Origin of the sequence: Aeromonas sp. ASNIH4 (assembly GCF_002934425.1) — a bacterium.
Taxonomy (GTDB): domain Bacteria; phylum Pseudomonadota; class Gammaproteobacteria; order Enterobacterales; family Aeromonadaceae; genus Aeromonas; species Aeromonas hydrophila.
The window spans coordinates 2,367,042-2,391,556 of the sequence record NZ_CP026217.1 but is presented as its reverse complement, the minus strand read 5'-3'; the positions used below and the strand labels follow the sequence as shown (position 1 = coordinate 2,391,556).

Genomic DNA, 24,515 nt, shown 5'->3' with positions numbered 1-24,515 from the left:
ACCGAACAGTCTTGGTCTTTGCTTTTCATGAACAGCGCATATTGAAATCGTTTTCAATGTGCGCTGAATTTTCAGTTATTTTCAAGGATTTTCAGCACTTGGCAATCATTGAAAACCTATTCACGTATTTATATTTTTATGAAGATATTAACTTTATGATTTTTAATGAAATTAAAGATTCATAATGGCAGGTTTCAGGAAAGGGTTTTCAAGCTTGAACTGTCATTTTTATGCGTTAAAGTGTGACTTGCGTTAACTTTTAAACCAGCGGCTTTAGCTAGTATGCCCACGCCGGAACATATTCTGAGATAACAACAGCGCCGGTCCCTGATGGGATAACAATTTATTATTCTGTAACGAAGGAAATGGTTTATGGCTACCAAGAAGAAGACAGACCAGGATCTCCAACTGGATAAAGATCAGCTCAAGGCGAGTATCGTGCGTCACCTGCGTTCTACCTTGGGTACAAGCGAACAGAAAGCCTCGCCAGAAGCGTGGTGGAAAGCGACCGCAGCCGCCGTCAACGAACAGGTGTACGAGCGCCTGACCCGCACTCAGCAGACTCACTTCAAGAAAGATACTCGTGCGATTCACTATCTCTCTGCTGAATTCCTGATGGGGCGTCTGACCTCCAACAACCTGCACAACCTCTCTCTATACAAAGTTTGCGAAGAGGCGCTGGGTGAACTCGGTCTGGAACTGACCGATCTGTGTGAACAAGAGCCCGACATGGCGCTCGGTAACGGTGGCCTGGGCCGTCTGGCCGCCTGCTTCATCGATTCCCTGGCGACCCTGAACTATCCGGCGGTCGGTTATGGTATCCACTACGAGCACGGCTTGTTCCGTCAGGAAATTCAGGATGGTCGCCAGATTGAGCGCCCCGACTCCTGGCGTGAATATGGCAACCCCTGGGAGATCTGCCGCCCGGAATCCGTGCAGGAGATCCCGCTCTATGGCTATGTCGAGACCGTCTTTGGCGACAACGGTGGCCTGAAGAAGGTGTGGCACGCCGGCCGCAAGATCAAAGGGGTGCCTTGGGATATCCCGGTGGTCGGTTTTGGCGGTCATACCGTCAACATCCTGCGCCTGTGGGAATCCCGCGCCTCCGAGTTCTTTGACTGGGACGTGTTCAACGCCGGTGGTTATATCGATTCCCAGGCGGAGAAAGCTCAGGCCGAGACCATCTCCAAGGTGCTCTATCCGAACGATGAAACCGATGCGGGCAAAGAGCTGCGCCTGATCCAGCAGTACTTCTTCTGTGCCTGCTCCATCAAGGACATCATGCGTCGCTACAAGCGGGTGCATGGCGCCGATTTCAGCAACTTTGCCGCCCAGATTGCCATCCAGCTCAACGATACTCACCCCACCGTGGCTATCCCGGAACTGATGCGGGTGCTGGTGGACGAAGAGGGGCTGACCTGGGACGCGGCCTGGGCCATCAGCTATCAGGTCTTCTCCTACACCAACCATACCTTGCTGCCGGAAGCGCTGGAGAAGTGGTCGGTCAGTCTGTTCGAGAAGGTGCTGCCCCGTCATCTTGAGGTGATCTACGAGATCAACGCCCGCTTCCTGAGCGAGCTGGTGGAGCCCAAGTGGCCGGGTAACGATGCCATCAAGGCCAAGCTCTCCATCATCGAAGAGGGTGATGTGCGCAAGGTGCGCATGGGCAACCTGTGTGTCATCGGCTCTTCCAAGGTCAACGGTGTGGCCGAGATCCACTCCAAGCTGGTGAAGGAAGACCTGTTCCCCGAGTATGCCGAGCTGTGGCCAGAGAAGATGTGCAACGTCACCAACGGGGTGACCCCGCGTCGCTGGCTGCTGGCCTGCAACCCGGAACTGGCCGAGCTGTACAACGAGGTGGTGGGCAAAGAGTGGCCGCTGCAGCTTGACAAGCTGCGCAGCGTGGTCAAGTTTGCCGACGACAAGGCATTCCAGCAGCAGTTCATGACCATCAAGCGCCACAACAAGGAGAAGCTGGTCAAGGTGATCAAGGCCGAAACCGGCATCGAGGTGAGCTCGGAGGCGATCTTCGACGTCCAGATCAAGCGTCTGCACGAGTACAAGCGTCAACAGCTGAACCTTATCCATATCATGGCGCTCTACCGTCGCCTGCTGGCCAACCCCGACTATGACATGCACCCGCGGGTGTTCATCTTCGGCTCCAAGGCAGCGCCCGGTTACAAGCTGGCCAAAGACATCATCTACGCCATCAACAAGCTGGCGGAGCGGGTCAACAACGATGCTCGCATCCAAGGCAAGCTGAAAGTGGTGTTCATGCCGAACTACCGCGTGAGCCTGGCCGAGAAGCTGATCCCGGCGGCTGATGTGTCCGAGCAGATCTCCACCGCCGGCTATGAGGCCTCCGGTACCGGCAACATGAAGATGGCGCTCAACGGTGCCATCACCATCGGTACGCTGGACGGCGCCAACATCGAGATCGCCGAAGAGGCGGGAGCCGAGAACTGCGCCATCTTCGGTCTGAACGTAGACGAGGTGAAGGCATTGAAAGGGCGCGGCTACAACCCGTACGACTTCTACTATGCCAACTCCGAGCTCAAGGCCGTGCTGGACTGGTTTGATACCGACTACTTCACGCCGGGTCGTCCGGGCGAGCTCTCCTCCATCAAGCGTTCCTTGCTGGAAGGGGGGGATCCCTACCTGACCCTGGCCGATTTCGCCTCCTACTCGGAAGCTCACAAGCTGATCGATACCTGGTATCGGGATCCGGCCCTGTGGGCGAAGAAGGCCATCATCAACTCGGCCACCATGGGCAAGTTCAACTCCGATCGCTCCATCCAGGACTATGTGGATCGCATCTGGCAACTGAAACCTTGCAGCATCGGTTAACCAGACGGTAAACCAGCAAACCCCCGCCATGCGGGGGTTTTTTATTTTGGGTGGTCGGTGTTGGTGATGGGGGATTGAGGAAAAGGGAGCGCAAGGGGAAGCGTCAAACCAGAACCTTTACAATACGGCTCTTTTAGTCGAGAAGGGGACTGTCACAGGTGGTGACTGGGTGAGAAGGGGTGAAGTTTGGCCGAGACTGCATGCAGAAGAGGCAATAAAAAGGCCCCGTCAGGGGCCTCTTGGTACTCGGAATATCAGTGCAGTATGTCACCCATGAAGTAGGCGAGCAGGGTCAGAATGACGGTGAACACCAGGTTCAGCACCAGGCCGGCCCGCATCATCTCACGCTGTTTGATATGACCGCTGGCGAACACGATGGCGTTGGGCGGGGTGGCCACCGGCAGCATGAAGGCGCAGGAGGCACCGACGGCGATCAGTACGGAGACGACGATGGGCGATACACCCAGCGCCTGGGCTACTCCGGCAAACAGCGGCACCAGCAGGGCGGCAGTGGCGGTGTTGGAGACCAGCTCGGTCAGGAACACCACGAACGCGGCCAGACAGAGCAGGATGATGAAGATCGGCATGGTGGCCAGACCGTTGGAGAGATGCTCCGCCAGGAAGGCGTTGGCCCCGGTTTGCTTCAGGATGGCGCTTAAGGTAAGGCCACCACCAAACAGCATCAGCACGCCCCAGTCGGTGTTCTGGTTGATGTCATCCCAACTGGCCACCCGGCTGATGGCAATGGCCACAATGGCGCCCATGGCGATCAGGGTATCGAACTGGGGAATGCCTCCCAGTGCCTTGGCAATGGGCTGGGAGCCGATCCACAGCAGTACTGTGGTCAGGAAGATGAGCAGGGTGATCTTGCGTTGACCGGTCCACTGGATGGTGACCTGCTCGGTGCTGACCTGATGGGAGAGGTTGGGACGAGTCACCATATAAAGCAGGCCGATGCCCACTGGCATGAAGATGAGTACCACCGGGATGCCGAACTTCATCCAGTCGGTGAAACCCAGCCCCATCTGGGCGGCGGCGATGGCGTTGGGCGGGCTGCCGACCAGGGTGCCGATGCCGCCGATGCTGGCGCTGTAGGCGACCCCCAGCAGGACGAAGACCAGGGTACGGCGCTCCTTGTGGGCATCGAGACCTTTCAGCATGCCGAGGGCCAGCGGCATCATCATGGCGGCGGTGGCGGTGTTGCTGATCCACATGGAGAGGGCGGCCGTGATGGTGAAGAGCACGATGGCGGCCCAGCCGAGGTGGCCTCTGGCAAGCTGCATCACCTTGGCGGCGATCTGGGTATCCAGCCCCTGTTTGGAGAGTGCGGCGGCCAGTGCAAAGCCGCCAAAGAACAGAAACAGCACCGGGTTGGCAAAATCCGTCAGCGACTTGCTCATGTCAAAGACCCCGAGCAGGGTGGCAAGTACCGGGATGGAGAGGGCCGTGATGGTGATGTTGACTGCTTCAGTCAGCCAGAGGATGGCGATGAAGACCAGGATCCCCAGCCCCTTGTTGACGTTGGGGTCAAAGGGTAGCCAGGCCAGCATGGCACAGAGCAGCAACACATCCAGGATGACGATCCCGGATTTGATGTCCAGCCAGCGTGATGGGGTAGTGGAGGGTACTGCAGATGTGTGCATATTGTTCTCTCGGTTAATTTATGGTTGTTGTTGTGTTGCCGAGATTACATTCATCCCCCCGTTTGAAACAGGGGGAACTGGTCAAAGCATGCCGGGACTCACAGAGTCAAGGCAAATGAAAACATTAAATAAACACAAATTAAACATATTGGTATCATTTGTGGCCTAGATGAAGCTGTGCAACCACTCCTTGAACAGACTGGGAGGAAGGGAGCCACTGCGTTGTGCCACCATCTTGCCCTGCTTGAAGACCATCAGGGTGGGAATGCTGCGAATGGCGTAACGGGCCGCAATGGCGGCTTGTTGCTCGGTATCGACCTTGACAAAGCGGAGTCTTGGCTCAAGTTCACTAGCAACTTGTTGAAAAACAGGTGAAAATTGAAGGCATGGCCCGCACCAGCTGGCCCAGAAGTCGACCACGACCGGGATATCCGACTGGATCAGGGTATCGAACTGCTGCTCCTGGCCGTTGACCGGGGTGGTAACGAACAGCCCGCTCTTGCAGCGGCCGCATTTCGCGTTTGAATCCACTTTTTCTTCAGGCAGGCGGTTCCTGGTGAAGCAATGGCTACAATAGGTAGTGATAAATGACATAATTGATTCCTGTATGCATAAGCCCTGCAACATCTTATTGCACTGACAGGGCAGAGTAACGGTAACATAGTAGTCAGTTATCTTTCACAGCCAGTTATCCTGTGTCGACATGATGTCGGTGGATGCGTGGCCATGACATGAGAATCGAGACGGGATGAATAATGTGACACGGGTCAATCGTGTTGTGCTTAGCCTGATCATCGTATCGCTGCTGGGGTTTTCCGGCTATTGCTGGCAGCTGCTCAGCCAGCAGCAGAAGGCCTCCGAGCTCAGCGTTGCCGCAGAGTTGATCCTCAACCGGGTCAATACCGACACCGTCTATCTGCTTGGCCGCGAGAAGGCCAACGACGGCAACGTACAGCAACGTCTCAACCAGTTGTCGAGCAACCTCGACAGCTTCGTGCGCCAGGTGCGCAACGATCCCGACTCTGCCGACAATCCCCACTCCCAATCCCTGTTGCACGACATCGACAGCTATTTGCTCGACTTGGCCAAGCTTTATTCCATGGAGATGGCGATCGAGTACATAGAGCAGCCTTTTCAAAAGCAGCTCAACGGCTTGCTGGCCACCTTGCCGGCAGACTCTCAGCTGGCCATCGACCTGACCGAGCTGGCCCAGCTCAGTCACTACCTCAAGCGCAGCTGGGACAAGGGAGAGCAGCTGCGGCTGCAGGCCCTGCAGCGCCGCCTCAAGACGGCCTATCCCGGCAATCCCGAAGTGGCGGGGCTGGCCCAGCTGAGCGAGGATGTCAGCCATCAGGTGGTGGAGTACCACGTGCTGCGCAACCAGGTGATCGACATGCACGAACTGGAGGGGCTGTCACTCTGGAAGCAGAGCAAGATGGAGCAGGCCTCCTCCCTCAAGAGCCGCTTCTATCTGATGGTATTGGGGGGGGCCATGCTCTGTTTCGGGCTGGTGGCGGTGACCCTGTGGCGGCGCAACCAGAAGCTGAGCGAGCTGTCGCGCCAGACCGGCTTGCTGGCACAGGCCAAGAGCGACTTTCTGGCCAACATGAGCCACGAGATCCGCACCCCCATGAACGCCATCATCGGGTTCAGCTCGCTGGCATTGCAGACCGAGCTGGATCAGCAGCAGCGGGATTATCTCAGCAAGATCAAATCCTCATCGGATACCCTGCTGCTGCTCATCAACGACATTCTGGATCTGACCAAGGTGGAGTCCGGCAAGCTGACCCTGGAGGAGATCGACTTCGATCTGAGCGAGCAGATCGACTCGCTGGCTGGCATGTTTGCCGACCTGGCCGAGCGCAAGCAGGTCGAGGTCATTATCAACAAGTCGCCAGCCGTGCCGGATTTTCTGCGCGGTGATCCGCTGCGCCTCGGCCAGGTGCTGGTCAATCTGGTCAACAACGCCATCAAGTTTACCGAGCGGGGCGAGGTGGAAGTGGCCATCACCCTTGTCAACCAGCATCCCATGCAGGTGCGTTTCAGCGTGCGTGACACCGGCATCGGTATCGCCGAGGAGAAACAGGCCCAGCTGTTCCAGCCCTTCACCCAGCTGGAGGCAGGCAATACCCGCAAATACGGCGGCTCCGGTCTGGGTCTCAACATATCCCAGCGCCTGGTCGAACTGATGGGGGGCAGGATCACGGTACAGAGCAAGCCGGGAACGGGCTCGGTCTTCCAGTTCGAGATCCCCATGACCAAGGCTGTCTACGGTGTCTCCGGGCGGCGGGTCTTCTTCGAACATCAGCCGCTGGTGCTGGTGATGGATGACAACGAGCTGGTGCTGGATCTGGCCAAGGATATCCTGGGCCGGGCCGGAGCCAGGGTGATGGCGGTCAACAGCCTCTCCCGGGCCCGCCAGGTGCTGCGGGAAGAGGGGCAGAATATCCGGCTGGCCATTCTGGACTGGCGCATGGGGCAGGAAGACGGGCTGGATCTGGCGCTCGAGATGTATCAACACAGCCAGTGGCGCCGTCTGCCGATCCTGATGACCAGTGCCTGGGCCAAGGAGGGACTGCATGGGCGGATGGAGAGCATGGGATTGACCCACTTCCTGCCCAAGCCGATGACCGAAAATGCCCTGCTGGCCAAGGTGGATGAACTGCTCAACGGCAGCTCCCACGATCAGCAGTTCCGCCAGGCCGAGGCGCAGGGGGATCAGCAGCATTTTCGCGAGCTGCTGCAAGGCATCCGGGTACTGCTGGCCGAGGACAACCGGGTCAACCAGCAGCTCATCATCGAATACCTGCGCCGGGTCGATGCTCTGGTGACCGTGGTGGGCAACGGCCGGGAGGCGGTCGAGCGGGTGGCCGAGCAACCCTTCGACGTGATCCTGATGGACTTGCAGATGCCGGTGCTGGACGGGCTGGATGCCACCCGCCAGATCCGCAAGATGGTCGACAAGCACGATGTACCCATCATCGCCCTGACCGCAAGTGCCATGCCGGGGGACAGGGAACGTTGCCTCGGGGTCGGCATGAACGGCTATGTCACCAAGCCGGTCAGCAAGCTTGATCTCTACAACAACTTGCTGCAGTGGGTGAAGAGCGCCAGCGGCGAGCGGCGGGTGCCGCTCGAGGTGAAACCGCCCGACCTGATGGGGGTGCTGGATCTGGAGGATGCCCTCAGGCGGCTGGAGCAGGACAAGGAGGCGCTGCAGATCCTGTTCAAGCTGTTCATGTCGGAGCACAAGGACGACCTGTGGGAGATCCGCTCCGCCCTGCGTCGTCAGCAGCCCGATATCGCCTGCCGGTTGCTGCATACCCTCAAGGGGGTCTCCGCCAATATTTCCGCCTCCCGTCTGCAGATCATGGCCGGTGAGCTGGAGTGGCGGTTGCGCCAGCAGGAGGAGCTGACCGAGCAGGATCTGGAGCAGCTGCAACAGGTGTTCAGCCTGACCCGGGAGGAGGTGTCCCACTTCCTGCTCACCGGGGAGCAGCATGAAACACCGTACGCAGGCTTCGGACAGCGTGATGATCGCTTGTTGTAACAGGTGAAATAGCAATAATTCTCAAGCCGCTTGCTTCAGGCTATCATGACCCCCTCGTATCGCCCCCAGCCGGGGGCGATTGCATTGAGTTTCCCCGTGATGGACGCCGGCCCTGGGCCGGTCGCGACAAAGGATATCTACGTGAGCGTATTTGCAAGGCTGGGCTGGTTCTTCAAGGAGCAGTGGCGGCGTTACCTGATCGCCATCTCCCTGTTGATGATGGTGGCCCTGTTGACCGTGATCCCGCCCAAGGTGGTGGGCTGGGTGGTGGATGGCATCGCCAAAGGGTCCCTTGATAGTGCAACCCTGACGGGCTATCTGGCTGGGCTGTTTGGTCTCGGTCTGCTGATCTATCTGCTGCGCTACGTGTGGCGAGTCATGCTGTTTGGCGCCTCATACCGGCTAGCCTATGTGCTGCGTAACCGGCTGTTCAGCCACTTCACCTGCATGAGCCCGGACTTCTACCAGCGCCACCGTACCGGCGATCTGATGGCCCACGCCACCAACGACATCCAGGCGGTGGAGATGACCGCCGGGGAAGGGGTGCTGACCCTGGTGGATTCCATCATCGTCGGGGTGCTGGTGCTCTCCATCATGTGCAGCCAGTACTCATGGCAGCTGACCCTGCTCTCCCTGTTGCCGTTGCCGGTGATGGCGTTCTTCATGAACCGCTTCGGCACCCAGATCTACAAGGAGTTCAAGGCGGCGCAGGGTGCCTTCTCCCGGCTCAACAACAAGACCCAGGAAGCGCTCTCCGGCGTGCGGGTGCTCAAGTCCTATGCGGTGGAGTCGCTTGAAGATCGCGGCTTTGCCGAGCTGACCCGGGAGGCGGGCGCCTGCAACATGGCGGTGGCCCGCATCGATGCCAAGTTCGATCCCGTCATCTACCTCTGCATCGGCTGCTCCTACTTTCTGGCGGTAGCCGGCGGCAGCGCCCTGGTGCTGCAGGGCGAGCTGACCCTGGGGGAGCTCACCAGCTTCACCATGTACCTCGGCCAGCTGATCTGGCCCATGTTCGCCATCGCCTGGTTGTTCAACATCATCGAGCGCGGCAGCGCTGCCTATTCACGGATCGAAAGCCTGCTGGCCGAGCGCAGCGACATCGAAGAGCCGGCCCAGCCGGTGGCGCTGACCTCGGCCTTTCCGCTGCGCGCCGTGGCGCTCAGCTACCAGCTCGAGCAGCGCACCCTGCTGCGCAATGTGGATTTCACGCTGCAAGCCGGCGGCATGCTCGGAGTCGTCGGGCGCACCGGCGCGGGCAAGAGTTCCCTGCTCAAGCTGTTGATGCGACTGGCCAACCCCACCGCGGGGGAGATCCGCATGGGGGAGGTGCCCATCTCGCAACTGGCGCTGGGTGAGCTGCGCGGTCAGTTTGCCTATGTGCCGCAGGAGCCGTTTCTCTTCTCCACCACCATTGCCGCCAACATCGCCCTCGGCCGCCCCGATGCCAGCCGGGAGGAGATTGAGCGGGTGGCGCGCATCGCCTGCGTGCACGACGACATCAGCCGTTTCCCCAAAGGCTATGAGACCGAAGTGGGGGAGAAGGGGGTGACCCTCTCCGGCGGTCAGAAACAGCGGCTCGCCATCGCCCGAGCCCTGCTGCTGGAGGCACCCATCCTGGTGCTCGACGATGCCCTCTCGGCGGTGGATGCCCACACTGAGCAGCAGATCCTGCACGCCCTCAAGGCCCACAAGCGTACCCTGATCCTGGTCAGCCACCGGATGACGGCGGTGGAGCAGGCCGACGAGATCCTGGTGCTGGAAGAGGGCCACGTCAGTGAGCGGGGTCGCCACGGCGCCCTGATGGCCCACAACGGTTGGTACGCGGATATGGTGCGTTACCAGCGTCTCGAGCAAGACGTGGAGGAGAGCCTGTGAGCCCACTCATCAAGAGCGTTTTCACTCGATGTGACGCTGAGCCCGAGTGCTGGTATGCCGGCCTGGGGCCTCATCATCAGCGGCTGAAACAAGACGTGGAGGAGCGCCTGTGAACCCGACCATCAAACGACTGCTCGGGTACTGCGCCCGTTATCCGCACTGGCTGATTCAGGCGGGGATCTGCCTGCTGCTGGCCACCGGCGCCGAAGTGGCCGGTCCCTTGCTTATCAAGCTGTTCATCGACGACTATCTGGCGCCGCGCCAGCTGGTGTGGCCCGCCATCGCGGCCATTGCCGCCGGCTATCTCGGCCTGCAGGTATTGTCTGCGGCCGGTTTTTACCTGCAGTCCCTGCGTTTCAACCGCATCGCCCAGGCGGTGGTGCAGCGGCTGCGCGAGCAGGTGTTTGCCACCGCCATCCGGCTGCCGGCCCGCTACTTTGACCAGCATCGCTCCGGTTCGCTCATCTCCCGCATCACCAACGACACCGAGGCGATCATGAACCTCTATGTGCAGGTGATTGGGCTGTTGGTGCAGAAGGTGGTGCTGCTGTGCGGCATTCTCATCTCCATGGCGCTGCTGGATCTGCGGCTGATGCTGGTGTGTGCCTGTCTGTTGCCGGCGGTGGGCGGCGTGATGTGGCTTTATCAGAAACTGAGCGTGCCCGTGGTGCGGGCGACCCGCAGCCTGCTCTCCGATATCAACAGCCGCCTCAACGAGTCGCTGCAGGGGATGCCGGTCATTCAGGCCATGGTGCAGGAGCGCCATTTCGCCAACGCCTTTGCCGAGGTGAACCAGCAGCACTGGGCGGCGCGCCTCAAGAGCCTCAAGATCAACGGCATCCTGCTGCGCCCGCTCATCGACCTCTTCTACATGATGGTGCTGATCGGCCTGTTGGCGCTGTTTGCCCGCGAGGGGCTGAGTGCGGAGGGCGCCATCCAGGTGGGGGTGCTCTACGCCTTCATCAGCTATCTGGGGCGGATGATCGAGCCGCTCATCGAGATGACCAACCAGCTCAACCAGTTGCAGCAGGCCATGGTAGCCGGGGAGCGGGTCTTTGCTCTGCTCGATGAAACCCGCGAGAGTACCGAGGGCGAGATGCGCCCGCTCAAGGGGCAGGTGAGCTTCGAGCGGGTGAGCTTCTCCTACGATGGCGAGCAGCAGGTGCTGCGCGACGTAAGCTTTACCGCCAAACCGGGCCAGATGCTGGCGCTGGTGGGTCATACCGGCAGCGGCAAGTCCACCATCATCAGCCTGCTGATGGGCTTCTACCCGCTGGATCAGGGCATCATCCGCTTCGATGATCATCCGATGGCGAGCCTGTCGCTCTCGGCGGTGCGCCGCAGCATCGGGCTGGTACAGCAGGATCCCTTTATCTTCGTTGGGACGTTGGCGGAAAACCTGCGGCTTGGCCGCGACGGCATCGACGAGGCGCGCCTGTGGCAGGCGCTGACCGAGGTGCAGCTGGCCGAGTTCGTGCTGAGCCTGCCGGAGGGTTTGAACACCCTGATGGAGGAGGGGGGCAAGAACCTCTCCGCCGGCCAGCGCCAGCTGCTCTCCTTTGCCCGTGCCCTGGTGGGGGATCCGCGCATCCTCATTCTGGACGAGGCGACTGCCAGCGTGGACTCCCAGACCGAGCTGGCCCTCTCTTCGGCGCTGGCGGCGGCGCGGCGCGGCCGTACCACCATCGCCATCGCCCACCGTCTCTCGACCATCGTCGACGCGGACGAGATCTTACTGCTCTCGCGCGGTCAGGTGAACGAGCGGGGTACTCATGGCGAGCTGATGGCGCTGGGCGGCCATTATGCCCAGCTGTTCGAGATGCAGAGCCAGGGCGCCTGGCTGGAAGAGAAGCGGGCCTGACCAGTGCATCTGCTGTGAACCAGTAAGATGGAATAAAGAGGGAACCGGTGCGGTTCCCTCTTTTTTGATGAGAGGAAATGACAGCAAGCGTGATCCGCATCCTTGTCGAACGCCAGCCATGCTGGCAACATGTTGTTTACATCAACTCATCGGATCAGTTCGCATATGGATTTGCAACGTTTGAAGGCCAACCTGGCGCTGCGGCTCTTTGCCTGGCGCTATATCCCCGTCATCGGATTTTGTGCCCCCGTCATCGAAGAGATGAGTGCCAAGGCGCTGCGCATTCGCATCCCGCTCGGTTGGCGCACCCGCAACCACCTGGGCAGCATGTACTTCGGCGCGCTGGCGACCGGTGCCGATCTGGTGGGCGGTCTGCTGGTGATGGAGAAGGGGCGGCAGCGGCGCAAGAAGGTGCACTTCGCCTTCAAGGATGTGCAGGGGGAGTTTCTGAAACGGCCCGAAGGGGATGTGCAGTTTGACTGCGCGGCCGGGGAGGAGATCGACGCCATGATCGACGAGTCGCTGGCGAGCGGTCAGCGCATCAACCGCCCCATCCAGGTGGTGGCCACCTGTCCGTCGCTGAACGGGGATGAGGCGATGGCGCGCTTCGTGCTGACCCTGTCGATCAAGGCCAGCTGAATACCAAAGGGCGCGTCGGCGCCCTTATTCAAGCGAGGTCAGAGGATCTCCGGGCTGACGCCCTCTTTCACCACGACCTTCATGCCGTTGAAGTTGACTACTTGCTCGGCCACGATCTTGCAGCGTTTGCGGGTCTCGACCTGACCGTCCACCTCTACCAACCCTTCGGCGACCAGCGCCTTGGCCGCACCGCCACAATCGGCCCAACCCTGATGTTTGATAAGGTCGCACAAGGCAACGAAGGGGTGGCCTTCGAGCAGAAACGTCTCCATGGGAAATCCTCTAGTGGATGAATGGCTGAAACAGCAGGGCGGTTATTCTAGGCAGTTCGGGTCGTCAAGGAAAGGGCAAGGGCACCTCTCTGCGGGCAATTGTGGCCTGCAAGACCATTTTTGGGGCGCACACCATAGCAGTCAGCCCGGCTGTTGCCGGGCTGACTGAGATCATGGGGCAAACCCTTTTCAGCCGAACTTCACCACGGCTTCACCGCTGACGGCGATGGCGCCGGTTGCCGTCAAGATGCGGGTGGCCAGGGTGATGATGGGCTTGTCACTGCGCAGGGCGATGATCTCCACCTCTGCCGTCACCTCATCTCCCACAAACACCGGCTGCTTGAAGGCGAGGCTCTGACCGAGGTAGACGGTGCCCTTGCCCGGCAGTTGCTGGCCCAGCAGCCCCGAGAAGAGACTGGCCAGCAGCATGCCGTGCACGATGGGGCGCTCGAACGGCGTGGTGGCGGCGAAGGCGGGATCCAGGTGCAGCGGATTGAAATCCTCCGACAACCCGGCAAACGCCTCGACTTCTGCCGCCCCGAACCGCTTGATCAGACTGGCTTTCTGGCCCACCTCGAAGGGAAGCGTGCTCATGCGGGCACCTCCTCGGGGGTCTGGGTAAAGACCGGGTTGAGCCGTACCTTGACGTAGCTGCCGGGGGCTGCTTCCAGCCCTTCGCTCGGGATGCGGGCGGGGAGAGGGGCGGGATCCTCTTCCCGGCTCTGGATGAAGGCTGCCATCTGCGGCCACCAGGAGCCTGGGGTGTGACTTGCGCCGGCAAGCCACACCTCGGGGCTGGCGGCCTCGGCGTCGTTCTGCCAGAAGCCGTACTTGTTGGCGTCCGGCGGATTGACGATGCCGGCGATGTGGCCCGATTCGGCCAGGATGAAGCGCTGCTCGCCACCGAACAGCTTCATGCCCTGCCAGGTCCCTTGCCAGAGGGCGATGTGATCGTCCATGGCCGAGACCAGCAGCACCGGTGTCTTCACCTTGCCGAGATCGATGCGGGTGTGGCGGATCTTGAGCTCCCCCTTCACCAGCTGGTTCTCCAGATAGAGCCGGCGCAGCAGGCTGCTGTGGGTCTTGCCCGCCACATTGGTGCTGTCGCTGTTCCAGTGCAGCAGATCGAACGCCACCGGGCTCTGCCCCTTGAGGTAGCTGTCGATGTAGTAATTCCAGTAGAGGCTGTTTTCCCGCAGCAGGCTGAAGGAGACCGCCAGCTGGCGTCCGTCCATGATGCCCTTGGCCTCGTTCTGGGCTTCCAGCGCCGCAATGATGGGCTCGTGGATGAAGATGCCAAGTTCCCCTGGTTGGGAGAAGTCGAGCAGGGTGGTGAACAGGGTGGCGGAGCGAACCCGCTGCTTCTGGCGCCTGGCAGCCAGCCAGCCCATGGCCAGGGAGAGGGCGGTACCGCCGATGCAGTAGCCGATGCCGTGCACTTCCCGCTCGCCGGTGGCCGCCTCCACGCCATCCAGCGCGGCGATGACGCCGTCCACCACGTAGTCGTCGAGGTCGATGTCGGCCTGGGCCGGACCCGGGTTGCGCCAGGAGATCATGAACACCGTCTGGCCCTGGGCGACCAGCCAGGCCACCAGGGAGTTCTGGGGCCGCATGTCCAGGATGTAGTACTTGTTGATGAAGGGCGGCACGATCAGTACCGGCGCCCTGGCCACCGTTTCCGTGGTCGGGCTGTACTGAATGAGCTCATAGAGCTCGGTGCGCTGCACCACCCGGCCCGGCGTCAGCGCCAGATCCCGGCCGAGCTCGAAGGCGGACTCGTCGGTCAGCCGGATGTTGAGCTGATCGGCGCTGCGCTCGAGATCTTCGGCCAGCAGCGCCAGTCCGCGCACCAGATTCTGACCGTCGGACTCCAGGGTCAGCTTGAGCAGCTCCGGGTTGGTGGCCAGAAAGTTGCTGGGGGCCATGGCGTTGATGTACTGGCGGGTAAAGAAACGCAGCCGCTCCCGGCTCTTCTGGGGCACCCCCTCGAGGGCATCTACCGAAGCCAGCAGGTGCTTGGCTGTCAGCAGATAGGATTGCTTGAGGTAGTCATAGATGGGCTGCTCGCTCCAGGCCTCGGCCTTGAAGCGGCGATCGCTGCGCTCGGGGGCGATGAGCGGTTCGCTCTGCTGGCCTGCGCTTTTGAGCAGGGTGTGCTGCATCAGCTTGAGCTGATCCTGCCACCAGTTCATCTGGGCATTGATCAGTTGCCAGGGCTGCTGGCTACCCTGTTCCAGCACCTGGCCGAGGTCGTCGAGATTGGTCTGCAGCAGGGCTTGTGCCGTGCGCTCGGTCTGCGCCTTGGCCATGTCCAGCAGCTTGTCGTTGTAGTGGGCCAGGGCCTCGAACAGCGGGCCGTAAGATGATTGGCTCATGTTCTCTCCTTCACCCATCCCCGGCGCAGGGCGAGCCTGTCGTGACGGAGCATGGGGAGATGTGGCTGCCCGCAGCGGGCAGCCAGGGGGATATCAGGCCTTGCCCGTGCTCTTTTTGATGCCGTCGGCAGCCAGGGCGTCGAGGTCGTCCTTGAACTGCTGGCCGAGGGTGTTGAGCTTCTGGATGTCGTCCAGCATCTGGCGGGAGAGCTGGCTGGCGGTCTCCAGCTGGACGGTGCCGAGGGCTGCCAGGCTCTGGGCATCCTGCACCTTGCCGGCGGCCTGCAGCTGGTTCAGTCCCAGCTCGGCATAGGCGTTGGCGGACGCCAGCTGCAGCCGGGTCAGCTGTTCGATGTTGCTGGCCAGCAGCTGGTTATAACGGGTGAGGGGGGCGGCAAAGCCTTGCATCTGCTCGGTAAAGGTCTTGATTACGTCCATATTCATCGCGTGTCTCCGTGGTTGGCAGAAAGGTATTGCAAAAGGCCGATGGGCCCATTCTTCGGTTACATCCGTTCGACTACATCCTTAAGTCGTCACGTGTCGTTTGCTCTGTTCAAACGCACGTTTAGGCATTGTGTTATCAAATGAGGCTTGATGTAAATAATATAAATGTTAATTTTTGGCGAAATATTGATTCTGGTCTGTCCAGTTTGGCTGGCCCGATTCAGACGAGGGGTGACGCAGCCACGTCCGTCGGGTCTCGTTCCCAGGCCGCGGGGCTGGTAGGCTGACGCCACTCCCTGAGTCTTGAGGAATGCATCGATGAAACCTGCTCGCCTGCTGCTTGTGCTTGCCCTGGGGGCTGCGGCCCTTGGCGGCGTTGCCCACGCCAGTACCCCTGTCCAGCTCTCCCTGCCCGGCGTCAATCTGCCCGCGTCTCATCAGGTCGAGGGGGCCAGAGCCTCTGTTCTCTATGGTCGTACCGGTCAGGTGAAAGGGATCGATCTGCCTGTTTTCGCCCTTTCCGACGTGGATCAATTCACCGGTCTGCAGCTTGGCATCTTCCTCGGCGCCGGCCGGGTACGCCACCAGTTTGGCGGGGTGGCGATCAACGCGGTCAACTGGCACGAGGGTCAGGACAAGGGCGTCAACCTTGGCTTCGTCAACCTGACCAACAATGTGCAGGGCCTCAACTGGGGTGCCGTCAACATCGCCAAGGGCAATGCCCTGGCCAACGTCGGCTTCGTCAACTATGCCGAGCGCACCACCTTCCAGCTGGGCTTCATCAACGCCACCAAGCACCTGGATGGTCTGCAGATTGGCCTCGCCAACTACGCCGAGAACGGGGTTTTCCCCATCTTGCCGCTGATCAATTTCAAGAAATCCTTTTAATCCAGGCCGCCAACCTTGCTTTAGGGGCTCCAGCCATTACCCTGTGCTGCATTGATAGCGTGCAGAGGTGACACTGGCATGACAATGGAACACATGGATGCCATCGGCATCGGCTGGGACGTAAGAGGCTGGCAGGGCAGTGCCCAGGCGGTGGCCGTGGTGGGGTGGCAGGCGCGTGAACAGCGGCTGCACTGGTTTGGGGTATCGCCCCTGTTTCGACTGAGCTCACGAGTTGCGCCGGATCTGGATGCCTTGCTGCGCCCGGCACTGCACGACGAGATCCACCTGCTGCAGGTGCTGGCCTGCCCGCAGTTGGCGCTCGGGATCGACGCGCCGCTGGCGTTTCCTCGCGCCTTGGGCGAGCTGCTGGCGGGGAGGGCGACCGAGTGCGCCGTGCCCCAGCGCGAGATAGACAACCCTTATGCCTATCGGGACTGCGAGCGCTGGCTGCACCGGCAATATGGCAAGAAGCCGCTCTCGGCCACCTTCGACAGGCTCGGCAACAACGCGACCCTGGCGCTCGCCATGCTGCCCCGATTGGCCGACTTGCAGCTGGTGCCCAAGCAGCAACCGCAGGCCGATCGCGCCGTGCTGGAGGTCTATCCCGCTCTTGCCAAGGTGGGGGGCAAGGCATCGGCGGTGCGCGCCGAGCTGCTGGCGCATCTGCCGGCCGATGTGACGGCGGGCACCGATCGCTACGATGCTGCCATCTGCGCCCTGATGGCGCTGCAATACGCCGCCAAGGGGAGCGTTTCCCTGTTGCCGGCACTGGTGGCGCCACCTGCCGAGATGGCTTTGGACGAGGGTTGGGTCTACCACTTTGCTCGCCCCTGATAAACCGGATCGGGCCGACCAGCCCGATCCAGCCTTTGGCCGGCTGGTGATACCTTCATTTGCACCGACGCCGTTGCCTCCTTCCACTACATTGCCTTGCTGCCTTGCTGCCTTGCTGCCTTGCTGCCTTGCTGCCTTACTGGCTTACTGCCTTACTGCCTTACTGCCTTACTGCCTTACTGCCTTACTGCCTTACTGCCTTACTGCCTTACTGCCTTACTGGCTTACTGGCTGACGGCCAAGGCTGCCATAGGTATCTGCCGGTTTACTCGTCATCACATGGCTCTGCGCACAAAAAGCTTGTTTGTTAATCTCATATGCCATCAAACAAGAGTTTTGTACCACCTTATCAGGCCATGCCGGCTATGCTCGCGGTTGCAAACTGCGGCATGTCAGTAAAGAGGGGGCCGGTGATGGCGGTGGCAACCAGAACGTCATCGATAATTTTGCCGACCAAATAAGGGTTTGTGCTGATCAAGGGTGGAAGATCAATATCTTCATCCGATATATTGCGCCTTTCCCCTGACTCTTCTCTGCGGTGATGTCGATGAAACGCATTCTCTCTATCCAGTCCCACGTGGTGTTCGGCTGTGCCGGCAACAGCGCCGCCGTGTTTCCCATGCGCCGTCTCGGTATGGAGGTATGGCCCATCAACACGGTGCAGTTCTCCAACCACACCCAATATGCAGCCGGATGGCAGGGAATGGCGATGCCCGCAGGGCATATCAGCGCCCTGTGCGAAGGGCTCTCCAATATCGATGTGCTGGCGCACTGCGACGCCGTGCTGAGCGGTTATCTGGGCTCGGCGGAGCAGGGGGACGAGATCCTGGCGGTGGTGGCGGCGGTCAAGGCCGCCAATCCTGCCGCCATCTATTTTTGCGATCCCGTGATGGGCCACCCGGAAAAAGGGTGCATCGTCGCCCCTGGGGTGACCCGTTTCTTGACTGAGAAGGCGCTGCCGGTGGCCGACATCATGGCCCCCAATCTGCTGGAGCTGGAGACCCTGTGCGATGTCCATCTGACGGAGCTGGCGCAGACGCGGGCCGCCGCCCATCAGCTGCTGGCACGCGGGGTGAAGATGGTGCTGGTCAAGCATCTTGGGCGCGCCGCCCGCGAACCGGGCCGTTTCGAGATGCTGCTGGCCACCCCCGAGGGAGATTATTTGATCGACCGTCCGCTCTACGAGTTTGCCCGCCAGCCGGTGGGCGTGGGGGATCTCATCAGCGCGCTGATGCTGGCCAATCTGCAGGCGGGTTACGATGCGGTCAGCGCGTTCGAGCGCACCAATGCGGCGGTGGATACGGTACTGCTGCACACCTGGCAGGCTGATGCCTATGAGTTGCAGCTGATTGCAGCTCAGGAGGCCTTTGGCGCCCCCCTGATCAAGGCGCGGGCCGAACGGCTGGCCTGATCTTCCCGTCAGTGGCCAAGTCTGGGCGCGGATGATCCACGCTCTGCTTGGCCCCCTGATCATCTTTCCCCATCTTTCGGTTAACAGCCCCCCCGTGCCGCTTATCTGGTTGTACACCGAACGAGGCAATGTCGCCTCAGCCGTCATCTTGGTCCTGAGACCGGGCATCCGGTTCAGATCAGGCAGTTATCCTGTTCCCGCTGCTCTGTCTCATCGAACGTGACCTGCCGGTAGTGCTCGACCGTGGGGAAGGGATCATAGAAGTGATGGAGCAGGGCCTTCCACTGCTGGTACTGGGGTGAGCCACGAAAGCCCTGGGTGTGATCTTCGAGGCGCTGCCAGTTGACCAGCAGCAGATAGCGGTGGGGATCGGTCAGCGAGCGCTGGAGCTGGTGTCCGCCGTAGCCCGGCATGGTGCTGATGATGCGCTGGGCCTGGGAGAAGGCCAGCTCGAAGGCGGCAGCCTGACCGGTGATGACCTGCAGAGGGGCGACTTCCAATATCATGGTGACTCCTTGTCCCAAGAATAAAGGGGCCATTGCAGCAGGTCGGGCAGGGAATGACAAGGCCGGCCGCAGGGGCCGGCCTTGTCGCTGTGATCACGGCTTTGCTTGAGCGCCGATCAGGTGCGTGGGTGACGGGCCCGGTAGCGCTCGGCCATGGCATTGGCCGCGATCATGGCGTGGTAGACATCCTGCTCGCTGACGCTCATCGGCATGTTGCCCATAGTGTCGAGGGGATCGCAGGCAAGCTTGGCCACCTGGCGCCACTCGCTCTCCACGAAACGGCTCAGTCCCATCTCCTGCAGGGTCATGGGCAGGCCGGCCAGCTGGATGATGCGCATCACCTCGTCCAGCTCGGCCTGGGGCGCGCGCTCAAGTACCAGCTGGGTGAGCAGGCCAAACACCACCTTCTCGCCGTGCTGGGCCCGGTGCAGATCCGCCACCACCGACATGCCGTTGTTGACCGCATGGGCCGCCGCCAGGCCGCCCGCTTCGGCGCCCACGCCGCTCAGATAGATGGTGGCCTCGATGGTCTGCTCTAGCGCCGGGGTGGTGACATGGTGGCGCACCGCGTCCATCGCCAGCTCGATGTTCTCCCCCAGCAGCTCGTAGCAGAGCCGGGCCAGCCCGAGGCCGGTGCGGGAGGGGCGCTTGCCCACCAGATTGATGCCGTCTGCCCGGTAACAGGCGCGGGCCTCGAAATAGGTGGCAAGCGCATCACCCACGCCGGCGGCGAAGAAGCGGGCGGGAGCCGCCGCTATGATGGCAGTGTCGGCGATCACCACGTCCGGGTTCTGGGGCAGGAACAGATAGCGTTCGAACTCGCCCGCCGGGTTGTAGATCACCGCGAGGGCGGTGCAGGGGGCATCGGTGGAGGCGATGGTGGGAAACAGCACCACGGGGCGGCGCAGGTAGAAGGCCACCGCCTTGGCGACGTCCAGGGTTTTGCCGCCACCGATGCCGACGATGACGTTGGCCCCCTGTTGTTCGGCCAGATCGCACAGGCGGCGGATCTCGATGTCGGTGCATTCGTAGTTGAACTTCTCGACCGCTCCCTTCAGGCCCGCCTGCAGCAGGCCGGCCAGCGCCTCTTCCCGTACTCGCTCCAGAATGAACTCGTCGCTGACGAGCAGGGCGTTGTCGCCGAAATCTTTTACGTGATCATGGAGTTGGGGCAGCAGAGCGTGGCCGATGATGAACTTTTTGGGGGAGGTGACGGTACGAGGCAGGATAGGCATGCAGTATTCCTCAAGGCAGTGAGCGGCATCCATTTGGTATGCAAACGGGTCTTCCTTCCACACCATACGCCTCGTCTGGCGTGAGGTGAAGGAACAATCATATGCAAATGGAGCTATAGCAGATTCAAAATTAATCTTGATGCAGCTTTGATTGTTTTCTGAAAGCGGGAGGGGTAACGCAACGCGCCCTCCATGGGGAGGGCGCACTGTAGCTACAGAGTAGGGGCGAGCAGGGTAGAGGCGTGCGAAGCGGAGGCGATGTGCGGCTCAGAGCTGCTTGTAGAAGAAGAGGGTGGCCGCCAAGGTGCCGTCGGCACTGCGGGCAAAGGCGGGGATCTGGCCCGCCTCCTGGTAGCCGTGCTGGCGATAGAGGCGGGAAGCGGCATCGCCCACCCGGGTGTCAAGCACCAGCAGGCTGCGACCGGCCTCTCTGGCCCCTTGTTCCATGCTGGCCATCAGGGCACGGCCGACCCCCTTGCCACGGTGGAGACTGTGCACCATCAGTTTTTCCACCTCGGCACGGTGACGGCCATTGGCCTTGGTGCACAGCGAGAGCTGGAGGGCGCCGATCAGCTGGTGTTGCAGGAAGGCGACCCAGAGCCGGCGGCTGCCTGCGGCCAGCTCCGTCTCTATGCCCTGCCAATAGACGAGCCCCTGCTCTTCGGTCAGCGGCGGCAGAAAGCCCACCGACGCGCCGCTGGCGACGCTGTCTTGCAGCAAAGTGATGAGGGCAGGTTTGATGCCCTGGGTGGTATCAACCTCAACTATGTCCATCAGGAGTCCTTGTCAACGAAGTTCACGCCACCGGCCCGGTCTGCCGCGGCGCCTGCCGCCAACGGGACCGGCGGCAGGATGACTGGCTAGACTCGCCGTTTCTGCCGCCAATTTCAAGTCGTTGTCGCTCGCCGGGTGCGCCCGATCACGCCCTCCAGGCGGGTTTCCCTCAGCGGATGAGCTGCTGTTCGACCAGCCAGGCAAACAGCAGCCGGGAAACCGGAGAGATCTCGGCCATATGTCGGCTGTCGAGCCAGCGCAGCTCGGCGATCTCCGCCGAGGCGACGGGAGTGCCGTCAGCCTCGCCGGTGTAGCAGCGCAGCCTGACGTTGACCCCCTGCGGCTTGCCGTCGGCCTGGGCACTGAACTCGCAGGCAAACGCCAGGGTGTCGGGCTTGAGGGCCACGGCCAGCTCCTCCTCGATTTCGCGCATCAGCGCCGCCTCGTCGCTCTCTCCCGCTTCGCGCTTGCCGCCGGGAATGTAGTAGATGTGCTTGCCGTGGGAGCGGGCACAGAGCAGTTGCTGATCCTTGAAGGTCAGCCAGGCGAGTTTGTCGATCATGAACGTCTCTCTGGTGATGGGGTGGTGGCTTGTTCGCACAGGGTGCGATAGGAGCGGCTCTCCAGCCGTTCGGGGTTCAGCCCGAGCCGTGCGGCCAGGGACAGCAGTTGCTGGCGATAATCTGGCAGCAGGGTTTCGTCATCGGTCATGATGGCCAGCTCGGCAAAATCGCCGAGCCCCGCCAGGTGATCCAGGGTGACGTGGAAGGGGCCGACGAAATAGATGCTGCGCACTTTGTGAAGGGTCAGTATCGGCTGGTAGCCCAGGGTGTGCAGCATGCTGATGGCCTTGTCGGCGTCGGTGATGTTGACCGCCTCGCAGCGATCGGGTTCGGGCCCCTTCACGATCCAGAGCCGGATGCCGGAGGGCTGCATGGTACGGATCAGCAGGCTCTTGCCCGCCGCGCTCAGGCTGCGGTCCGGCGTGTCGAAGTAGGTGTCCTGCTCCTGGTTGCGCTCCAGCATCACCTCGGGATTGAGGGCGGCGAGGGCAGTGGTGAAGGCCTCGACATCGCCGAGCCTGTATTTGAACTCGACCTCGAAGCGGCCCTGAAAGTGCTGTGCTGACATCGACAGGCATCCTTGAGTGTGCGGATTGGCATGGCGGGCAGCCTAGCAAAGTTGGCGGGCTGGCCCAAGGGGCAAGGCGGCAGGATGTGGAAACGATCTGTTTCCGGGGCCCCATGGTTGATCAATGCGCTGCCTGTCGCCCTGATCAAGGGCAGGCGCCGCACACGGTCGAGCCAGTGCGGGCATGACGGTTGTTCACAAGCTCGCCGACCGGCTCGCAAAAGTTCGCGCTGGCGCACAGGATGGGGCGTGCAGGCTGGGCGAGGGCAGACCCCTGTGTTTTAATCCTCGCCACGTTTGCGGCAGCCGCCCCGTGTCGGGCCGCTGCCTTCGCTTTGGCAAGAGGCAGGTGAGCAAGATGCAAGTGACAGCAGAGAGCAAGTTTATCGGACTCGGGGTGGCGGGCAATTTCGCCGGTCATCTGGAGCAGGCCGGCGAGGCCTCGGATTTCGTGACGGTGGTGGTGCGCGACACCAGCGCCCCCAAGGCGCTGTTCCCCTTTTACGTGCCGGGCCACCCCGGCCAGCTCGGCGTCTTCCCCTTGAGCGGCGACGCCATCTTCTTGCCGGAAGCGGCGGTGAGCGGCGATGAAAAGGTGCAGATAGAGCCGGAAGTGGCGCTCTGGTGCGAGCTGGAGTACGCGGGGGAGCAGGTGGTGGCCATCCACCCGCGCGCCTTTGGTGCCTACAACGACTGCTCCATCCGCCGTCCCAATGCCAAAAAGATCAGCGAGAAGAAGAACTGGGGTGAAGAGAGCAAGGGGCTGGCCCCCGCGATGCTGCCCCTGTCCCACTTCGCCGCCGGCTGCGAGCTCGATGACTACCGCATCGCCTGCTATCTGGAGCGGGACGGCGAGCTGCACCCCTACGGAGTCGACAGCGCGGCGGTGGATTACAGCTACTTCCACGGCCAGCTGCTGACGTGGGCCATCGACAAGTTCAACCATCAGCAGGACGAGGGGCCGGCCGAGCACATCCAGGGGCTGTTGGCCCAGGCCGGGCGCCCGGCCCATGCCCTCATCAGCATCGGGGCCACCCGCTATACCCCGTTTGGCGAGACCCATTTCCTCAAGCCCGGCGACACCGCCTGCGTGCTGCTCTATCCGGCCAGCCGCTATGACGAGGCGACGATCCGCGAGGCTATTCGCACCCGTCAGTTCGGGCCGGATCTATCTGTCCTGCTGCAGGCGGTCAAGACTCGCTGATGACCTGGCCTTCCCCCGTGCTGGCGGGGGAAGGCCGGCTGCGTATTGCATCCGCTATCCCTCCCCCTCGCGTTTGTTGCCTGATCCCGCTTACCCGGCCCGGCCATTTGGCTTACCATTGCTCTTTTTGCTGAACACATTGTTGAATAATGGGGTAACCGATGGGCGAGTTGAAAACCATGGGGTTGTTTCTGGTGACGGCGCTGGCCGAGATCCTGGGCTGTTATCTGCCCTATCTCTGGCTGACCCAGGGGCGCAGCGTCTGGCTGCTGCTGCCGGCGGGGTTGAGCCTGATGCTGTTCGCCTGGCTCCTGTCGCTGCACCCGACCGCGGCCGGGCGCGTCTATGCCGCTTACGGCGGCGTCTACATCTTCGTGGCCATCCTCTGGCTCTGGCTGGTGGACGGCATCCGACCCAGTCTGTGGGATCTGGTGGGGTCGCTGGTGGCCCTGTGCGGCATGGCCATCATCATGTTTGCCCCCCGGGAGGCGTGAAGCCGCATCGCCCGCAGCTCAAGGAGAAGAAGGATGACGCTCATCAGGGCCTGTACTCTGCAGGACATGGCCGGTCTGCTGGCGCTCTATCGGGAATTGCGCCCCCATGACCCTGCACTTGCGCCGGATGCTGCCCGTACGGCGCTGACGGCCTTGCTGGCGCAGCCTCATCTTCACCTGCTGGTGGCGGAGGTGGATGGCCAGCTGGCGGCCACCTGCCAGCTCGGCGTGGTAGCGACCCTGACCAATGGCGGCCGGCCGTTTGGCATGGTGGAGCACGTGGTGACGGCCTCTGCGTTTCGGCGCCGGGGCATCAGCCGACAGTTGCTGACCCATGCCCTCGCGCTCGCCTGGCAGCAGGATTGCTACAAGGTGATGCTGCTGTCGGGGGAGGGGCGCGAGGCGGCCCACCGGCTCTATGCGTCGCTCGGCTTCAAGGCCGGCATCGAGAAGGGGTTTGTCCTCAAGCATGTCGACGCCATGGCGCCGGCCGGGCAGGCTCCAAACAATCAATCTATTGAGTGAGTAC

General features: G+C 61.6%; 22 protein-coding genes. 11 read left to right on the top strand and 11 right to left on the bottom strand.

What is annotated here, in order from left to right:
- Positions 1-372 precede the first annotated feature (372 nt).
- Positions 373-2,847 carry a glycogen/starch/alpha-glucan phosphorylase gene (locus tag C2U40_RS11005; protein WP_103826809.1) on the top strand — a complete coding sequence of 825 codons (2,475 nt, stop codon included), beginning with the start codon at positions 373-375 and terminating at the stop codon, positions 2,845-2,847.
- 254 nt (positions 2,848-3,101) lie between these two features.
- Here C2U40_RS11005 and C2U40_RS11000 read toward each other — a convergent pair whose 3' ends face one another.
- Entirely contained in the window at positions 3,102-4,490 is a 1,389-nt protein-coding gene (locus tag C2U40_RS11000; protein WP_011706263.1) for an SLC13 family permease, read from the bottom strand.
- A 165-nt stretch (positions 4,491-4,655) separates the two neighbouring features.
- Complete coding sequence (gene trxC, locus C2U40_RS10995) at positions 4,656-5,084, bottom strand: thioredoxin TrxC (protein ID WP_103826810.1); 429 nt, start codon at positions 5,082-5,084, stop codon at positions 4,656-4,658.
- Positions 5,085-5,238: 154 nt separating this feature from the next.
- Here trxC and C2U40_RS10990 point away from each other — a divergent pair, with 154 nt between their 5' ends.
- The 4 genes from C2U40_RS10990 to C2U40_RS10970 all read left to right on the top strand — a co-directional run bounded on the left by C2U40_RS10990 (position 5,239) and on the right by C2U40_RS10970 (position 12,418).
- A complete protein-coding gene (locus C2U40_RS10990; protein WP_103826811.1) occupies positions 5,239-8,040 on the top strand; it encodes a hybrid sensor histidine kinase/response regulator in 2,802 nt (933 codons plus the stop codon).
- 141 nt (positions 8,041-8,181) lie between these two features.
- A complete protein-coding gene (locus tag C2U40_RS10985) occupies positions 8,182-9,918 on the top strand; it encodes an ABC transporter transmembrane domain-containing protein (RefSeq protein ID WP_103826895.1) in 1,737 nt (578 codons plus the stop codon).
- 109 nt (positions 9,919-10,027) lie between these two features.
- Positions 10,028-11,779 carry an ABC transporter transmembrane domain-containing protein gene (locus C2U40_RS10975; protein ID WP_043163808.1) on the top strand — a complete coding sequence of 584 codons (1,752 nt, stop codon included), beginning with the start codon at positions 10,028-10,030 and terminating at the stop codon, positions 11,777-11,779.
- A gap of 165 nt (positions 11,780-11,944) precedes the next feature.
- Positions 11,945-12,418 carry a DUF4442 domain-containing protein gene (locus tag C2U40_RS10970; RefSeq protein WP_005300417.1) on the top strand — a complete coding sequence of 158 codons (474 nt, stop codon included), beginning with the start codon at positions 11,945-11,947 and terminating at the stop codon, positions 12,416-12,418.
- Positions 12,419-12,456: 38 nt separating this feature from the next.
- Here C2U40_RS10970 and ybcJ read toward each other — a convergent pair whose 3' ends face one another.
- The 4 genes from ybcJ to C2U40_RS10950 form a co-directional block, all read right to left on the bottom strand.
- Positions 12,457-12,690 (bottom strand): ribosome-associated protein YbcJ, encoded by a 234-nt coding sequence (gene ybcJ, locus C2U40_RS10965; RefSeq protein WP_010674882.1) that lies wholly within the window; start codon positions 12,688-12,690, stop codon positions 12,457-12,459.
- A 189-nt stretch (positions 12,691-12,879) separates the two neighbouring features.
- On the bottom strand, positions 12,880-13,284 hold the full coding sequence (locus tag C2U40_RS10960) for a MaoC family dehydratase (RefSeq protein ID WP_039215240.1): 405 nt from the start codon (positions 13,282-13,284) through the stop codon (positions 12,880-12,882).
- Positions 13,281-15,065 (bottom strand): class I poly(R)-hydroxyalkanoic acid synthase, encoded by a 1,785-nt coding sequence (locus C2U40_RS10955; RefSeq protein WP_103826813.1) that lies wholly within the window; start codon positions 15,063-15,065, stop codon positions 13,281-13,283. Before C2U40_RS10955 ends, C2U40_RS10960 begins: the two co-directional genes overlap by 4 nt.
- Positions 15,066-15,158: 93 nt before the next feature.
- Entirely contained in the window at positions 15,159-15,509 is a 351-nt protein-coding gene (locus C2U40_RS10950) for a phasin family protein (protein WP_011706254.1), read from the bottom strand.
- A 318-nt stretch (positions 15,510-15,827) separates the two neighbouring features.
- Here C2U40_RS10950 and C2U40_RS10945 point away from each other — a divergent pair, with 318 nt between their 5' ends.
- The 3 genes from C2U40_RS10945 to pdxY all read left to right on the top strand — a co-directional run bounded on the left by C2U40_RS10945 (position 15,828) and on the right by pdxY (position 18,642).
- On the top strand, positions 15,828-16,397 hold the full coding sequence (locus C2U40_RS10945; RefSeq protein WP_103826814.1) for a VC2662 family protein: 570 nt from the start codon (positions 15,828-15,830) through the stop codon (positions 16,395-16,397).
- Between the two features lie 78 nt (positions 16,398-16,475).
- Positions 16,476-17,231, top strand: coding sequence for a DUF429 domain-containing protein (locus C2U40_RS10940; protein ID WP_101616071.1), 756 nt, complete (start codon positions 16,476-16,478; stop codon positions 17,229-17,231).
- A 547-nt stretch (positions 17,232-17,778) separates the two neighbouring features.
- Positions 17,779-18,642 carry a pyridoxal kinase PdxY gene (gene pdxY, locus C2U40_RS10930; protein WP_103826816.1) on the top strand — a complete coding sequence of 288 codons (864 nt, stop codon included), beginning with the start codon at positions 17,779-17,781 and terminating at the stop codon, positions 18,640-18,642.
- Positions 18,643-18,815: 173 nt separating this feature from the next.
- On the opposite strand, the gene C2U40_RS10925 is transcribed toward pdxY, so the two are convergent.
- The 5 genes from C2U40_RS10925 to C2U40_RS10905 form a co-directional block, all read right to left on the bottom strand.
- Complete coding sequence (locus tag C2U40_RS10925; protein ID WP_103826817.1) at positions 18,816-19,148, bottom strand: antibiotic biosynthesis monooxygenase family protein; 333 nt, start codon at positions 19,146-19,148, stop codon at positions 18,816-18,818.
- A gap of 116 nt (positions 19,149-19,264) precedes the next feature.
- The gene (locus tag C2U40_RS10920; RefSeq protein ID WP_181014691.1) at positions 19,265-20,383 is read right to left on the bottom strand and encodes a glycerol dehydrogenase; all 1,119 of its coding nucleotides are present in this window, start codon (positions 20,381-20,383) and stop codon (positions 19,265-19,267) included.
- Positions 20,384-20,650: 267 nt separating this feature from the next.
- Entirely contained in the window at positions 20,651-21,157 is a 507-nt protein-coding gene (locus C2U40_RS10915; protein WP_103826819.1) for a GNAT family N-acetyltransferase, read from the bottom strand.
- A gap of 169 nt (positions 21,158-21,326) precedes the next feature.
- Entirely contained in the window at positions 21,327-21,719 is a 393-nt protein-coding gene (locus tag C2U40_RS10910) for an NUDIX hydrolase (RefSeq protein ID WP_065477633.1), read from the bottom strand.
- Entirely contained in the window at positions 21,716-22,288 is a 573-nt protein-coding gene (locus tag C2U40_RS10905; protein ID WP_103826820.1) for a class IV adenylate cyclase, read from the bottom strand. The genes C2U40_RS10910 and C2U40_RS10905 overlap by 4 nt, the downstream gene beginning before the upstream one ends.
- Before the next feature lie 358 nt (positions 22,289-22,646).
- Between C2U40_RS10905 and C2U40_RS10900 the strand changes: the two genes are divergently transcribed.
- The 3 genes from C2U40_RS10900 (at position 22,647) to C2U40_RS10890 (ending at position 24,511) form a co-directional block, all read left to right on the top strand.
- Positions 22,647-23,492 carry a DUF5718 family protein gene (locus C2U40_RS10900; protein ID WP_039214706.1) on the top strand — a complete coding sequence of 282 codons (846 nt, stop codon included), beginning with the start codon at positions 22,647-22,649 and terminating at the stop codon, positions 23,490-23,492.
- A 161-nt stretch (positions 23,493-23,653) separates the two neighbouring features.
- Positions 23,654-23,986, top strand: coding sequence for a YnfA family protein (locus tag C2U40_RS10895; protein ID WP_011706244.1), 333 nt, complete (start codon positions 23,654-23,656; stop codon positions 23,984-23,986).
- Between the two features lie 33 nt (positions 23,987-24,019).
- On the top strand, positions 24,020-24,511 hold the full coding sequence (locus C2U40_RS10890; RefSeq protein ID WP_103826821.1) for a GNAT family N-acetyltransferase: 492 nt from the start codon (positions 24,020-24,022) through the stop codon (positions 24,509-24,511).
- Positions 24,512-24,515 lie beyond the last annotated feature (4 nt).